The following is a 16258-nucleotide window of genomic DNA, read 5'->3' as shown; positions in this document are numbered from 1 at the left end:
TTTTGAAAACGGTTATGCAAACAGATCTTTGATTTGTTGCGATGCATTTTTATTGTCTACCTTCTTTATAATATGGATAATAGTACCTTGTTCATCAATAATGAAGGTCGTTCGTGCTGTACCCATATATTTCTTTCCGTACATGTTTTTCTCGACCCAAACGCCATAGTCATTAACAATTTTTTGATCTTCATCGGCTAATAAATGAAAAGGAAGATCAAACTTGCTGATAAACTTTTGGTGCGACTGCTCGCTATCGATGCTTACGCCCAGAACTTCAAAGCCATCTTGAACTAAAGATTGATAGTTGTCCCTAAAGTTACAGGCTTCGGTGGTACAACCCGGTGTATTATCCTTGGGATAAAAGTAAAGAATAACTCTTTTGCCTAGAAAATCGGAGAGCTTAATAGCATCCCCGGACTGGTTTTTTGCAACGATCTCCGGCGCCTTGTCGCCTACTGCTAGTTCTGCCATATTATTTTTTGTTAATGCTTTCGTTCAAAACCATAGGACATTTGCGTGCGCTTTGGTTTTAACCGTAAATGTAATGAATTATCGGATGAATGTGGCCTCGTAAATTTTTTCATTGTCCTTCCAATCTTTTACGATAAGCTTAAACTGATGTTCTCCTTTGGCTAAAGAAGAGTCGAAGCGATGCCAAACATGTCGATTTTTAGAGTCGTACTCCATGAGTACCCATTCTCCATCAATGTAGGCGTTAAACGATTGAATGCCCGAGAAGTTATCACTAATAGTGAAATCTATTTTCGGTTGAGCGGCTACATTTTTTCTGTTGCTTAGATTTCTTGGGGTAATGGTTGGCGCTATCGTGTCGACAACAACATAAAAGCTGCCGAAGTTACGCGTATTTACCGTAACCCAGCCATCTTCAAATTTACCTCCTTCAGCCCCGTTTTCAGCAGAGGCAATAAGTGCCTTTGATTGAAGGGACGGTGGTAGATTGGTTGGCTTGATGCTTAGCGAGTAACTGGAAAATAGCGGTGTCATGCTGTTATGCACACGATGGGTTAAGGAGTAAGCCGAACTCGGTTGAGGTGCGGTTCCGTATTCGAAATCCACATCGTCATATAGCACTCCTGTTGGAATTTTTATGCGTACATCATTCGTATTATATTGATTTTCTTTGTTGTAGGAAAATCGCTGAATGCCCTGCCGTTGTAAATGCGTTGGTTCGGCAGTGGTCGAATTTTTCACCTGAAAATTTAATTCACTGCAATTACCTTGAACGTCTTTAACAACATATTTTACGTCATACAGTTTATCTTCGGAAAGGGATAACACACCTCCGTTTTCAAGCACTTTAAACATCTCGATGGGGTTACCGGGATCTTTAAAGCTCTTTTGGTATTTGGCCTTTGTGCGTTTCCAATAGGCGTAATCAATATAAGAATGTATGGCCCGTGATGTATTGAAATCCATTTCCTCAAACAAGACTGTCGAAACAGCTTTTCCATCTATAAATAGCTCAATAGAATAGACCCCATTTTGAAACCCACCGGCACGATGTCGATCAACAGTATTAATCCCAAATCCAAATCGGCCCTGTACTGCTACAGGTGCTGCGGATGAAAGATTGTAAGTGCCACTCTTGACAAGACGGACGCCCAACGGTTTACGAGCTGTATGCTCATTGAAGATAGTGTCCGTAAGATCGTAAAGCATCAAGCCATTGATTGTTGGGTTGAAATTGTCTGTGAAACGTAGCCCAAAGAGTTGAGGATTTAAGGGATGTTGGCTTTTCGTATCCCGTATTTCGAAATGTAGATGCGGTCCGGCGGATCCCCCGGTGTTTCCTGTATAACCAATAAGCTGTCCTTTCGTCAGCAGAATCTGATTCGGATCGACGGTTACATCAACGTCAAAACGTTGTTGCTTGTACTGCTCCGCGCGGATTACACGGGTTAACGCATCATTGAAACTATCCATGTGCAGATAGACCGTCGTGTAGCCATTTGGATGATCAATGTAAACGGAGTTTCCACCACCGCCGATCTGTACGCGTACACGAGAAACATATCCTTCTGCGGCGGCGTGTAAGGGTAAACCTGTTCGCTGTTGGGTGCGGTAATCATCTCCAGCATGAAAATGCGTGGATCGTAACTCCCCAAACGTTCCAGAAGCATCCATTGCAATATTGAGTGGATTTCTAAAATAACCTTGTGGATACACCCTAGAGGTAATAATGCTATTGTTTTGCGCGTGCAGGTTACTAAGTCCTAAGACCAAGAAACTGAATAAAATAGGATATTTCTTCTTAAACTTCATTTTTCGCATATAACAAACGATTTTTTAGCGTAGTGTATAGTCACCTATAAATAAATCACTACTTGATTTGGCAGGTAAACATAGGGCGGTTGCCGATAAAGCCCTCAAACTTATCTCCAATTTGGATGGCGCCGACGCCGACAGGAGTCCCTGTGTAGATTAGATCGCCTTTACGTAATGTAATGTATTTGGAAATGAACGTAATCAGTGTTTCAAAATCAAATATCATATCTTTGGTGTTACCGGATTGTACGCGAATCGCATTCTTTAGCAATGAAAAATCGATGCTGTCTACCCCCTCGAATTCCTCTTTGGGAATAAGCGGGCTGATCACGGCAGAATGATCGAAAGATTTCGCTAATTCCCAAGGAAGACCTTGTTCTTTGTGTGCAGCCTGAATGTCTCTTGCCGTAAAATCGATACCTAAACCAATTGCATCGTAGTACTTGTGTGCAAATTTGGGTGAGACATGTTTCCCTTCATTACAGATACGGATGACAACCTCTACTTCATAATGTACATCATTCGAGAACTCCGGATAGTAAAAGTCTTTATTGTCTTTCAATAAAGCCGTATCGGGCTTCATAAAAATAACAGGAACCGACGGTACGGGGTTATTGAGCTCTTTCGCATGATCGATATAGTTTCTACCTACAGCAATTATTTTCATTCTCTTTTGATAATGTTGTTTAACAAACTTAACAAAGTTTGGAGGATTTAACAAGAAACAAGCCCTCCTTTACTAGAGCTTAAACTATACCTTTACAGGGGTTTTATAGGGGGTTAGTAGGGGGTTAGTAGGGGTATTACCCCTACTAACCCCCTATTAACCCTAAATAAAGGCTATTTTAATGTTGAACTTGTTCTTAATTTTGTGTAACTTGCTGTATATAAACTTAAATGTATGGCAATTCAAAAAGATGGTGCAAACGGCAATATTGTCGGGAAGTTTGGCGCGGCGTATGCTTATATGTTGAACGGACAGAACATAATTCGCGGGAAACGTAGACCGAATCGAAGAGAGCCTACTCCTGGCCAGTTGTTAAATCAGGAGAAAATGAAAGTTGCTTCGGCTTTCATACGTCAACTCAATCCTATGGTTACTTATGGCTATAAGGATATTGCCCCCAAAGGAAACGTTGTAGGGCCATTTCAAACTGCTCAACGTCATGTTTTTACGGAATGTTTGGAGCTTTCGGAAGACAACAAGCCCTATGTAAATCCTGAAAAATTTCTTGTATTTCGAGGCGAATTGGTAGCACCCCAAGACTGTACGGTCGATCGTGAGGGAACAACATTGCATCTTTCTTGGAATGCGACATCTATTTCAAGTTTATCTTTGATCCATTTAAATGTTTTTGTTTCCAATTTTGATGGACTTGCAGAATTGAAAACGGCTATAGCCCCAGCTTATCAGGGCAGTATTGTGTTGGAATTGCCGATTTTGCGTGACGAAAATAAAATACATCACGTTTATGTAGGCTTCGTAGATACGTATAAAAATTTGTTGTCCGATTCGGTATACGTAGGTGGGGTATAGACAAATTCCAATGCACACATTTTCTGCAGCACTTATCCTAGGGAGGAAGTTCATCGATTTTTAGGAAGTATGAAGCGTGATATTTTTGATATAATCGTTTTAGCAACGTTTTTATCTGATAATTATTTTTAAATTAGACTCGAAATTAAACCATACACATGAATAGAAGATTGGCCATCAAACAATTGTTTGTCCTTGCAGGGGGCATGATGATTGCGACATCTTGTTCTACAGGAGGCGATACAGCCTCTATTGCGTTGCATACGATTAAACTGACAGCCTCTGACGAGAAATTGTTGTCAGAATTGGTTGAAGCCATTCTCCCTAAGACGGATAGTCCCGGAGGAAAGGAGTTGAATTTACACCTCTTTGTTATGAAGATGGTAGACGACTGCCAAAGTCCGGAAGATCAGAAAGCATTTTTAGATGGATTGAAGGAGGTGTCGAAGCTATCGGGTAAACCAGCAACTGAGCTTGTGGCTTATCTCAACAGCAGACCAGCAGATGATCTTTTTGTAAAAATCTTAAAACAACGGACGATACAGGGCTATCTGAACTCTGAGTATGTGATGAAAAATAAATTAAAATATGAATTAATTCCCGGTCGATATGATGGGGCGGTAAAAGTGAATGCATAAGCTATGGCTAATTTAAATATTGATTCGGAGAAAGATAGAACATACGATGCTATCGTTATAGGTTCAGGTATCAGTGGCGGATGGTCTGCAAAAGAGCTGAGTGAGCGAGGGTTAAAAACATTGGTGCTGGAAAGAGGTCGTGATGTGCAACACGTCAAGGATTATCCGACGACAAACATGTATCCTTGGGAATTTGAACATCGAGGTGAGATGCCTTACAGTGTGCAGCAGGAAAACCCAATTGTTAGTCGTTGTTACGCTTTCCATGAAGATGCAGCTCATTTCTTCGTAAAGGACAAAGAACATCCTTATGTGCAAGAGAAGCCGTTCGACTGGATCCGAGGCTACCAAGTCGGAGGCAAATCCCTGTTGTGGGCTCGCCAGACACAACGTTGGTCCGATTTTGATTTTACTGGGCCTGAGCGAGATGGTTTCGCCGTCGATTGGCCTATCCGTTATGCCGATCTGAAACAATGGTACGATTATGTGGAGCGTTTTGCCGGTATTTCGGGTGATAAAGATGGTCTTCCAGAATTGCCTGATGGTGAATTTTTACCGGGTTATCCATTGAATGTGGTCGAAAAATATTTCAAGCAGAAGATGGAGACGAGGTATCCAGCAAGGAAGGTGATCTCCGCCCGTTGTGCCCATATTTCTAAACCTCAGCCTATACACATCCAACAGGGAAGAACGCAATGTCAGAATCGTACGCTTTGTCAACGAGGCTGTCCTTTTGGTGGGTATTTCAGTTCCAATGCGTCAACCTTGCCTTGGGCTGCCAAGACTGGTAATATGACGCTTCGTCCTGATTCTGTCGTTCATTCCATTTTATTTGATGAATCGAAAGGACGAGCAGTAGGTGTGAAGGTGATTGATCGAAATACCAAAGAGGAGATTGACTTTTATGCGAAACTAATTTTTGTTAACGCTGCGGCAATCAATACGAATCTAATTTTACTGAATTCTCAATCGAACAGATTTCCGAACGGTTTGGGGAATGATAGTGATACCCTGGGTAAATATGTTGCGTTTCATAATTACAGTGCACGTATCTATGCGGAATATGAGGGTTTGTTGGACTTTAAAACCGAAGGCCGTAATCCTGCAGGAGGGGGCTACATCCCACGCTTTCGTAATCTGCATAAACAGGAAACGGACTTTTTAAGAGGTTATGCCGCGGGCTTTGGTGCATCGCGATCCACCCATTCAGATCGGACAGGTTTTGGCGAAGATTTAAAGAATTCGTTGTTAAATCCGAAGATAGGCAATTGGAGTGTTGGTTCTCATATGATGGGAGAGACTATTCCTAAAGCTTCTAATTATGTTGCGCTAGATGCAGCAAAGAAAGATGATTGGGGAGTTCCTCTCTTAAAAATCGCTATAGATTATGACGAGAACGATGATAAAATGAAAAAGGATTATCTTGATACGTTAGAAGAAATGTTCCAAGAGGCGGGCTTTGTAAATATTCGTCGAGACGATCGTTGGCAAGCACCTGGATTGGATATACACGAAATGGGTGGCGTGAGAATGGGACATGATCCGAAGACCTCTATGCTGAACAAATGGAATCAGTTGCATGCTGTGCCCAATGTGTTTGTCACGGATGGAGCTAGTATGACTTCAACGTCCACACAGAACCCTTCACTGACCTATATGGCTTTTTCTGCTCGTTCTGTTGATTACGCCGTTAAAGAGATGAAAAAAGGAAACATCTAAAAATTTTTAGTCCTATTCTAGGATGCTAAAAAAGTGCAAGAAATATTTCTTGCACTTTTTTTTTTCGTCAAACGCCTGTTATGACTTATTGTTTATGCTGCTAACGATTTAGCAAAGTTGCTAAAAGGGTAAAACTTTAAAACCAATCGTTGTATAATTTGTTTTTAAGATAAGTGTTATTCTTAAAAAAATAAACTGCTACTGATGTAAAACCGTGTTTTTAATTTTTTCTATCCGCATGTATGCGATCTGATTAATCAATTAATAAATCGTTTTATCTAGCTAAACTAAACTTTACAAACTTTTAAATTTATGTGGAAATCTGACAAACTTACCCAAAAGTGGGGCAAACTGTGGGTTCTTCCCTTTGCATTGCTCGCAACAAGTGGTTCTGTTCAGGCGCATTTTATCGTTGGAGAAAACAACGTTAGAACCTTTGTTGCGCAACAAAATGTTACAGGGACCGTTAAGGATGCGCGGACAGGTGCACCTGTCGTAGGTGCAACCATCACCGTGAAAGGCACAACAACAGCTACGCAGACTGGTGAAAATGGCGAATTTTCGATTGCTGCAAACACTGGACAGTTATTGGTGGCAAACTTTATCGGTTATAAAGCCGGTGAACTTCCCGTTGTTACTGGTCCGGTTGATTTTTTATTGCAGGCTGACGAATCTGCTCTCGAGGAGGTTGTTGTTGTGGGCTATGGTACCCAAACGCGACGCGAAATCACTTCTGCTGTAGCTTCGGTGAAAGAGAAGGATTTTAACAAAGGCGGCGTCCGTAATCCGATGGAACTGGTACAAGGAAAGGTAGCGGGATTGAACATCACGAGCACGCAAGGTAGTAATCCAAACGGCGGAACTAATATTCAGTTGCGGGGTATGGCATCGCTAAAAGGAACAAATTCTCCGTTGGTTGTTATTGATGGAATCCCCGGAGGAAGCTTAGACCTGATTAAGCAAGGTGATATTGAATCGATCGATGTGTTGAAGGATGGTTCTGCGGCGGCTATTTACGGTACACGGGGTAATGGTGGGGTGATCTTAGTGACGACAAAGAAAGGCCGGTCTGGAACGCCTCAATTTGAATATTACACCTATGGTCAACGTGAATTCGTAGACAAAAAGCCAGCTATGTTAGACGCGACACAATTTCGTGAGTTGGTCGTGAAGGGAATGGATAAACCCGATTATGACTTAGGCGCAACGACCGATTTGTTTGATGAATTGGTAAACAAAGATAACTTTTCACATTTCCACAACTTCGTCGCTAGTGGTGGTGGCGAAAAGTCTACGTATCGGGCTGCTATAAATTATGAAAAAGCCGAAGGTATTGCGAAGGCGAGTGATCGGGATCAGTTTGGTGGACGTTTTAATTTTACGCAAACGGGCTTAGGCGATCGTTTGACGGTTTCAACGAATATTGCGACGAGTATTTCTAAAGCGAACTTACTTGGGGGAGGGATCAACAACGACTTGAGTTCCGCTGATTATGGTAAAACGACTGGAGGTGACTTTGAACAAGCTATTCAGCGGAACCCTACAGCTCCGTTGTATAACGAGGATGGCTCATTCTATCAGACCCAAGAATATAATAACTACAATCCTTTAAGCCGGTTGGCACACCGTATTTTTGAACGTGACCAACAGAATTTCTCGGGTGATACGAAGGTGAAACTGCAGCTGATAGATCAGTTGAGTGTATCGGCCTTTGGATCATATGTAAGAAGGACGGCAAATGATCGTTTGTATCGATCTACCTTAGATTGGGATCAGCGTATACAGTCCGATTATCAAGGAATGGGCTATGCTGCAAAGAGAAATGTATTGGAATGGACTAAAACGTTTGAATCGACAATTGATTATTTACAGACATTTAATGAAAAGCATAAGGTAACTGGACTATTGGGATATAGTTATCAGTATTCGACACTAGAGCGTTTCAATATGGCGAACAACGGCTTTACTTCGGATGGCTTTTTGGATTGGGATATGGGAAGTGGTATAGCGCTACGTGAGGATAATTTGCCTAGACCAACGATGGGCTCATTTAAAGAAGATAATACGTTGATTGCTTTTTTTGGTCGTGTAAACTACAATTTTGATGATCGCTATTTTGTAACAGCAATCTTGAGAAGGGAAGGTTCGTCACGTTTCGGTGCAAACAATAAATGGGGGAATTTTCCTGCAATCTCCGCTGGCTGGAATATTACCAATGAAGCTTTCTTTACCAATAAGGACGTGATTAATGACTTGAAACTGCGCGTAGGATACGGTGTGACAGGTAATCAGGATATTCCAAATTATCAATCCTTAATACGACTGGGAACTGGGGGCGTATATCCGCAAAATGGTATTTATTACGAAACGTATGGAATTGCTTCCAATCCGAACCCCGACTTAAGGTGGGAAGAGAAAGCCGAAACAAATATTGGTTTGGATTTCGCTTTGTTAAATAACAAATTGACTGGAGCTTTGGATTTGTATCACCGAAGAACAAGCAATTTAATTTATGAATATCGGGCACAACAACCATCTTATGCGCAATCGAAGATTTGGTATAATGTAGGGGAAGTCGTAAATAAAGGGATTGAGCTTCAATTGACCTATCAGGCATTACAACGTGAAAATTTTTCTTGGGATATTAATTTCGCTGGAAATTACCAAAATAATAAGCTTACCAAGCTATCCAGTGACTTGTTCCAAAGCAATTGGTTAGAATTTGGGGGATTACCCTCTCCTGGTAATCTTGGAAACGCGATCCGTTTAGAGGAAGGGGGCGAAATTGGTTCCTTTTATGGCAAGCGTTTCGCTGGTTTAGACGACGAGGGTAAATGGCTCTTTTATAAAGCCGACGGAACGACGGGAGCTGCTTCTGAAATGAATAACGATGATCTTGCATATATCGGTAATGGTATTCCCAAATTTCAAGCTTCATTAGGAAATCGGTTCACGTACAAAAACTTCGACTTGACTATTTTCCTTCGTGGAAAGTTTAAGTATGATATCCTTAATACGGCTGATATGTTCTTCGGGAATAAAAAATGGCTGCCAAACAATGTTTTTGAATCGGCTTTTGGTAAACATGCGGCCCTCGATGATGATCCGCAATACTCTGATTACTACTTGGAAAATGGATCTTTTGTGAAGATCGACAATGTCACGTTGGGGTATACCATCAAAACGAAGACTCCTTTGGTGAGAAATCTGTATGTGTATCTCACAGGAAGAAATATCGCGACAATGACATCTTATACTGGTCTAGACCCAGAATTACAAGACACGGGATTTGAAGGCGGGATAGATTCGAGAGGGTTTTATCCTCGGACGCAATCGTGGTTATTAGGTTTAAATATTGGTTTTTAAAGAGGTTGAATATGATTTTTTTAACGAAAAAAAGCGGTTTATATAGAGTTTTAGGACTCCTGCTTGGAGGGTTTGCTTTATCTTTCTCGGGCTGTACAAATTTAGATGAATCCATGTATAGCACGTTAGAAAAGGAAAATTTTTATAAGAATAAGTTGGAGGTCATGCAAGCTGCACTTCGTCCTTTTACACACATGCAAGCTTGGTTGGCGCCAACGGGACAGAGTGGCTACTATTACCATTCGGAACTTACGGCGGATCAACTGGCTTGGCCGCAGAAGGGCCGGCATGGATACGATAGTGGGGATCATTTTAGATTGCATTACCATACCTGGACGACCACAGAGAATCGCTTAATCACAGCATGGGAATTGTTATGGACAGGATTAGGCTTTGTAAATGCGGCATTAGATGATATTACCACATTGGATATTAATCAGGTAGGAATGACGCAGGAGGAGCTGGATGAGGTTGTCGCACAGCTTAAAGTATTGCGGGCTTTTCATTACATTAAAATTATGGATTTGTGGGGGAATGTGCCTATTGCAACAACTATTCCCACAGCACCTGAAAACCCAGAGACAAAAACACGTGCCGAAGTGTTTACATTCGTAGAGCAGGAATTAGAAGATAATGTGGATAAGTTACCATTAACGAGTGCAGAAACCATTGGGCAGGTTTCGGCAGCAGCGGGATATGCTATGTTAGCGGAGCTTTATTTAAATGCCGAAAAATGGTCTGGCTCTGCACGGTGGGATGAATGTATTGCTGCTTGTGATAAGATTATTTCCGGTGAGGCTGGCGGAATTGGTGGTACTCCTGCTCTTGCTGCAGATATCAACGAACTTTTTGCCAATGATAACAGTGCGAATCCTGAGTCTTTATTTCAATTTCAGTTCAGTCGAAAAGCCGGTTTTACATTCGATTGGGGCGGTTTTTTTATGAGTTATGACTATATGAAAGAAGTGCTAAATGTGGGATACGGGGGATGGAATGCTTTCGTCGTGGTACCTTCCGCTTTTGATGCTTATCCTGAAAATGATCTGCGTAAGAAAGATTGGTTTCTATTTGGCCCACAATATAAATACAATACACAGACGCCAGTGGTAGGGACCGAGGAATATGCTGGTAAGCCCCTGGTCTTTGTAAATGCTATCCGCCGGGAAAGTGAAGGAGATCTAACGTCGGTTGGCTCGATGGCTAAAGGGGAGGAGAACTCTGGCGCGCGTTTTAATAAATATAAATCGGGAATTCTTACCGATGATAACTACCTGGAGAATGATTATATCATTTACCGGTTGACGGAAATATACTTTAATAAGGCGGAAGCAATTATGCGTAAAAATGGGGGAATAGCAAATACCGAGGCTGTAGACCTGATTAATTCCTCTAGACAGCGTGCTTTTTCCGCCGCGGATTGGACATCGGAACAGTATACAACCGCTACGTTGACGTTGGATGAGTTGTTGGCCGAACGGGGACGGGAGTTTATTTTTGAAGGGAAAAGGCGTGCCGATTTGATCCGATTTGGGAAATTTACCAGTGCTTCTTGGTGGGATCATGAGCCTACGAATAATGAGAATAGGGAGTTATTTCCTATTCCGCAAGTACAGCTTTCTATTAATCCAAACTTGAAGCAAAACCCTGGCTATTAATTACGTATCTTTAATGCTATACAACAAGACTTGCTCGTCTCATCTGAGGGCGAGCAAGTTGTTTTACTTTCATGTATTCCAATAAAATCTAACGCTCTTAAATAATAATCTACGTATGAAAACCTATCTGACCTATCTGTTGTTCTTTTGCTGCGGTCAGCAGCTTGTGTGCGCGCAAGAGCGATCATCTTTACAAAAAGCGCAATCTACACTTGAAGCTATCTACAGCTATTATACGATTCCTCAAGAACCGTTGCTTCGTGAACATTTTCCTTTCGATGAATTGTATAAAGCGGATTATTTGGGTACCGACGCGAATCAGAATAAACCCAATCCTTACGCTTATCTTTGGCCATATTCTGGCAGTTTATCGGCACATGTTGCGCTATTGGAAGGGAGGGACAACGATGGTGCCGTTCGACGGAAAATAGAACAGACCGTGATCAAAGGGTTGGATATGTACTATGACGACAAACGTATACCTGCTGCTTATGCGTCTTATGTCAATACTGCGCCCATTTCTGATCGTTTCTATGATGATAATATTTGGATAGGGATTGATTTTACAGATCTGTATCTTTTGACCCGAAAAAAGGAATATTTAAAGAAGGCAAAAGATCTATGGGCATTTATTGCAAGTGGAACGGACAATAAATTGGGCGGTGGTGTGTACTGGTGCGAACAACGAAAAGAATCGAAAAATACTTGTTCGAATGCACCATCTATCGTGTATCTGTTGAAGCTGTATGCGGCGACAAAGGATAAGATGTACCTGGAGGATGGAAAGAAACTGTATGCATGGACGAGAAGCCGTTTACGCGATAGCGTCGATGGGCTCTATCTTGATAACATTAATTTGAATGGACGTGTCGACCGGGCTAAGTTTCCATACAATACCGGGCAGATGATGGAGGCTGCCGCGCTGTTGTATCGTGAGACGGGTGATCATTTTTATTTGGAAGAAGCACAGCAAATGGCTACTGCTGCTTATGCATTCTTTTTTGAAGCTGATGATATCCGTCAATTTCGCAGGTTAAAAAATGGAAACAATTGGTTTATTGCTATTATGATGCGCGGTTTTTTGGCATTGTATGAACAGGACAAGGAAGTGAAGTATATGCGGGCTTTTGAGGAAAATCTGCGTATAGGTTGGGATGAGATGCGTGATAGCCATGGGTTGTTTGGGAATGATTGGACGGGTAAACAGAAAAAGGATAAAATGTGGCTATTGGACCAATTTGCTATGGCGGAAATGTATGCGCGCTTATCCGCAATCGAAAAATTGTAAGAGACTCAGCCTGCTAGGGATCGGCTTCTGTAATCCTGTTTTTGGTTGGCTATAGGAACATATTGGCGTTTTACAAAAAAAGCGCGCTTTATTGAGAAGCGCGCTTTTTTATGAAAAATTTAAGGATATTAAATTTCAATACTTACTTCCATTTTGAAGTCATCATCTTTCAAATGAACAATCTCCATTGCTTTTTCGTAATTCGTCGATTTTTTAGAGAAGAAGTCATGTTGAGTCGTTTCTGTATTCAGTCCATTCAATACGATAGGATTGACTTGCTTCACTTCGAAGATAGGATCAAAGCCTAGATTCATTAATGCTTTGTTTCCGTTATAACGAACATATTCCTTTACCTCTGCTGTAAGGCCAACAACCGTATACAGTTCTTCGGTGTATTTTAATTCGTTTTCGTAAAGATCATTTAACAGATTTAGAAAACGAGCTTTAACTTCGTCTTTATTTGGGATACGAGCAAAGACCTCTTGCGCAATCAGTCCGACGAATACGCCGTGGATTGATTCATCAGCAACGATTTTTTTGATGATATCTGCTGAAGCGACCATTTGCCCTTGTCCACATAACCATAGGGGAAGGAAAAATCCAGAATAGAAAAGGAATGACTCCAATAGTACAGACCCTGCTAATGCCATAAATAATTCTTCGTCCGAGATGTTCTCCTTATCAATGGCACGGTAATATTTATCGATCGTTGTGGCTTTGTATTGTAAGAATTTATTTTGTTTTACCCAACCAAAGACATCATTGATTTCATTCGTGGTCGACACTGTCGTGAAGATCGTAGAGTATGATTTCGCATGAATAGCCTCCATCATACACATGTAGGATAATACAGCCTTATTTTGAAGAGAATCAATATGATCGATAATCTTCGGCATGCCAGTGTGGCTTTGAAGGGTGTCTAACAAGGTTAGGCCGCCTAAGGCTTTTTTGTAACACTCTTTCATATCCCAACTTAGGCCTTTCCAGCTGTCAATATCTTTTGAAGGGATGTATTCTGTATCAATCCAAAATTGTTTGATATTCTGTTCCCAAAACATCAATACGTAATCGTTGTCTGGCGTATTCCAGTTTACCGCGGTAAATTGTTTGCTCATGTTATACTTTTTTGGAGAAGAATAAGCCTTTTGTTTTCGTAGAAGCGGAAGGAGAAACCCATGATATTTTATCTAAGTTTCTCCTTCGCTTTATAACACTTGTCTTAAACAAGGGCTTTAACTAATTCTTTCTGTTAATATTTTATAATAAGGACTGTTTTAAATCTATGCTGAACAAGAAATACATTCTTCAACAGTAGACTTACGGGTTCTCGTATAATACAATGATTTTAGACCGAGCTTGTGCGCATAGATGTAATATTTTGCCAAATCTCTGGTCGAATCTTTTGAATTCGTGTGCAAAATGGTCGAAACCCCTTGATCGATATGTCGTTGAATAACCGATATTAGCTTCAATACTTTAAACTGATCCATGTCGTAGGCCGATTTGAAGTAGAAATAATTATCGTTTGTCAAGTAAGGCATTGGATAATACGTAGTACTATCACCATACTCGCGGACTTCGATAATGTCAACAACAGGCATAACTGATGCAGTAGCATTCATGATGTACGATGTCGATTGATTTGGTGCTATGGCTAGACGATAAGCATGATAGATACCGTGCTCTTTCACCTGTGCCTTTAGGTTTTCCCAATCCTGACTTGTCGGAATATGAATACCTTCAAATAATTCTTTCACTTTATCTGTTGTAGGCTGATATTCGCGGCTCGTATAGCGATCAAAGTATGTACCGTCTGCATAAGCTGATTTCTCAAAACCTGTAAAGGTAGCGCTTCTTTCTTTGGCAATTTCCATAGAGGCTTCTAATGAATAGTAGTTCATCATCATGAAGAAGGTGTTAGCGAAGTCAAGTGCTTCGGTAGACTCATACATGATAAAGCTTTTCGCTAAGAATCCGTGTAAATTCATCGCGCCCAAACCAACGGAATGTAATTCTCTGTTTGCTTTTGCAATGGAAGGCACCATATCAATGTTGGTCACGTCGGTTACAACAGTGAGTGCACGCATCGCTATTTTTACAGTCTCTTTAATACGTTTGTTGTCCATAACTGTAGCAATATTTAATGAACCAAGGTTGCAAGAAATACCGTAACGGATTGTATCCTCTTGTCCATAGATATTGATATCAGATACTTCCGATATTTGCATAATCTCTGTACACAGGTTGGAGAATTTTACACGACCTAATCCGTTCAACGCATGTGCTCTGTTGGTGTTTTCTTTAAAGAAAATATAAGGATAACCCGATTCTTTTTGAGTCTGCGCTATTTTTACAAGCAGGTGGCGTGCGTTGATTTTTTTCTTCTTCACATTTGGATTGGTGATGAGTTCATCGTACATCAAATCCATATCCAACTCATCCAAGTACTTGCCATATTCTTGCATCACCGTATGTGGATAGATGAGGTAGCAAACTTCATCTTTTTCAGCTAGTTCCATGAATTTGTCTGGAACGATAATGCCAATGGAAAGTGATTTGATACGTACCTTTTCGTCAACGTTAATTTTCTTACAATCAAGAAACTCTTCGATATCAGAATGGAATATGTTAAGGTATACAGCACCAGCACCTGGGCGTTGTCCCAATTGATTTGCATAGGAGAAGGTATCTTCCATGATTTTCATAATCGGTAGAACTCCACCAGCACGTCCTTCAACACCTTTGATAGCCTCGCCACGGGCGCGGATTTTTGAAATATTGAACGATACACCGCCACCAATGGATGATAATTTCATCGCGGAGTCGACAGCGTAACCAATACCATTTAAATTATCTCCAATTTCATCCAAGAAACAAGAAACAAGTTCTCCTGAGCGTTTTTTTCCTGCATTCAAGAATGTCGGGGTAGCGGGTTGATATTCTTGATTGATCATGATTTCGGCATACTCGATAGCTTTCTGTACACCTTCTTGACGCGCTAGAAATAAAGAAACAGCAACGACACGGTCTTCATAACGTTCTAAAAACTTCTCGCCCGAGTCATCACGCAAAGCGTAACTCTGGAAAAATTTAAAGGCAGCCATGAACGATTGAAACCGGAATTTTTTAGCAGATACGAAGTTATATACTTCTTGCATTTGCTCAAATGTAAACCATTCGTAAAAATCGATGTAATAATTATTCTCTATCAGATAATCGATTTTTTCTTTGAGTGTGTAAAAGAATACCGTATTCTTATTTACGTACTCCAAAAAGTATGCGCGGACAGCCTCTTTATCTTTATGAAGGCTATATTCCTCGTCATGCTTAATCATGATTTCATTATTAAGCAATATCCAATTTTTTGCTACCTCGTTTGCTATCATTGTATTGGTGTTTAATTATTTCTATAAATTGATTGATATCTTCCATGGTGCCCGAAAGCTCGAACTTCATAGCCAATGGGATATCGTAATCTTCGGAAACTTTGTCTGCAGCTAGACCGAAATTCTTTCCCCAGTTTCGATTACCACTCGACGTGACGGAATTAATTTTTTCCGCATAGGTATCCATAAACAACTTCGTATTATCAGGAACACAACCTAACTTTGTCGTATAGGTAATTAGATGTCCTGCAACAGAGACATTTAAACCGTCCTCAATTTTATGCGCTTGCCAACCTGTGATTTGCACCACTTTGTTGATGAAGCGTTGGACGTTTCCGGTTTTTGAATCGTAATATAGATGAACCATATCTCGTTTTGTA

General features: G+C 40.9%; 12 protein-coding genes. 6 read left to right on the top strand and 6 right to left on the bottom strand.

Annotation, left to right across the window (positions count from 1 at the left end; genetic code table 11):
- Positions 1 to 12: 12 nt before the first annotated feature.
- From bcp to ACSZOX_RS06900, 3 genes are all read right to left on the bottom strand, one after another.
- Positions 13 to 474 carry a thioredoxin-dependent thiol peroxidase gene (bcp, locus tag ACSZOX_RS06910; RefSeq protein WP_437919126.1) on the bottom strand — a complete coding sequence of 154 codons (462 nt, stop codon included), beginning with the start codon at positions 472 to 474 and terminating at the stop codon, positions 13 to 15.
- A gap of 78 nt (positions 475 to 552) precedes the next feature.
- Positions 553 to 2295, bottom strand: coding sequence for a M23 family metallopeptidase (locus ACSZOX_RS06905; protein ID WP_437919125.1), 1743 nt, complete (start codon positions 2293 to 2295; stop codon positions 553 to 555).
- A gap of 49 nt (positions 2296 to 2344) precedes the next feature.
- On the bottom strand, positions 2345 to 2956 hold the full coding sequence (locus ACSZOX_RS06900) for a fumarylacetoacetate hydrolase family protein (protein ID WP_437919124.1): 612 nt from the start codon (positions 2954 to 2956) through the stop codon (positions 2345 to 2347).
- Positions 2957 to 3190: 234 nt separating this feature from the next.
- On the opposite strand from ACSZOX_RS06900, the gene ACSZOX_RS06895 reads away from it, so the two are divergent.
- The 6 genes from ACSZOX_RS06895 (at position 3191) to ACSZOX_RS06870 (ending at position 12492) form a co-directional block, all read left to right on the top strand.
- Complete coding sequence (locus ACSZOX_RS06895) at positions 3191 to 3826, top strand: hypothetical protein (RefSeq protein WP_437919123.1); 636 nt, start codon at positions 3191 to 3193, stop codon at positions 3824 to 3826.
- A 158-nt stretch (positions 3827 to 3984) separates the two neighbouring features.
- Positions 3985 to 4464, top strand: coding sequence for a gluconate 2-dehydrogenase subunit 3 family protein (locus ACSZOX_RS06890; protein WP_437919122.1), 480 nt, complete (start codon positions 3985 to 3987; stop codon positions 4462 to 4464).
- Positions 4465 to 4467: 3 nt separating this feature from the next.
- Entirely contained in the window at positions 4468 to 6183 is a 1716-nt protein-coding gene (locus ACSZOX_RS06885) for a GMC oxidoreductase (RefSeq protein ID WP_437919121.1), read from the top strand.
- Between the two features lie 312 nt (positions 6184 to 6495).
- Positions 6496 to 9549, top strand: coding sequence for a SusC/RagA family TonB-linked outer membrane protein (locus ACSZOX_RS06880; RefSeq protein WP_437919120.1), 3054 nt, complete (start codon positions 6496 to 6498; stop codon positions 9547 to 9549).
- Between the two features lie 11 nt (positions 9550 to 9560).
- Entirely contained in the window at positions 9561 to 11204 is a 1644-nt protein-coding gene (locus ACSZOX_RS06875; RefSeq protein WP_437919119.1) for a RagB/SusD family nutrient uptake outer membrane protein, read from the top strand.
- Positions 11205 to 11319: 115 nt separating this feature from the next.
- On the top strand, positions 11320 to 12492 hold the full coding sequence (locus ACSZOX_RS06870; RefSeq protein ID WP_437919118.1) for a glycoside hydrolase family 76 protein: 1173 nt from the start codon (positions 11320 to 11322) through the stop codon (positions 12490 to 12492).
- A 128-nt stretch (positions 12493 to 12620) separates the two neighbouring features.
- Here the strand turns inward: ACSZOX_RS06870 and nrdF are convergent, their stop codons facing one another.
- The 3 genes from nrdF to nrdI form a co-directional block, all read right to left on the bottom strand.
- Positions 12621 to 13607 carry a class 1b ribonucleoside-diphosphate reductase subunit beta gene (gene nrdF, locus ACSZOX_RS06865; protein WP_437919117.1) on the bottom strand — a complete coding sequence of 329 codons (987 nt, stop codon included), beginning with the start codon at positions 13605 to 13607 and terminating at the stop codon, positions 12621 to 12623.
- Positions 13608 to 13772: 165 nt separating this feature from the next.
- The gene (nrdE, locus tag ACSZOX_RS06860) at positions 13773 to 15878 is read right to left on the bottom strand and encodes a class 1b ribonucleoside-diphosphate reductase subunit alpha (RefSeq protein WP_437919116.1); all 2106 of its coding nucleotides are present in this window, start codon (positions 15876 to 15878) and stop codon (positions 13773 to 13775) included.
- Positions 15838 to 16245 (bottom strand): class Ib ribonucleoside-diphosphate reductase assembly flavoprotein NrdI, encoded by a 408-nt coding sequence (gene nrdI / locus ACSZOX_RS06855; protein ID WP_437919115.1) that lies wholly within the window; start codon positions 16243 to 16245, stop codon positions 15838 to 15840. The genes nrdE and nrdI overlap by 41 nt, the downstream gene beginning before the upstream one ends.
- Positions 16246 to 16258: the final 13 nt, after the last annotated feature.

The organism is Sphingobacterium sp. LRF_L2, assembly GCF_965644235.1.
GTDB lineage: Bacteria > Bacteroidota > Bacteroidia > Sphingobacteriales > Sphingobacteriaceae > Sphingobacterium.
This window is presented reverse-complemented; position numbering and strand designations above follow the sequence as displayed.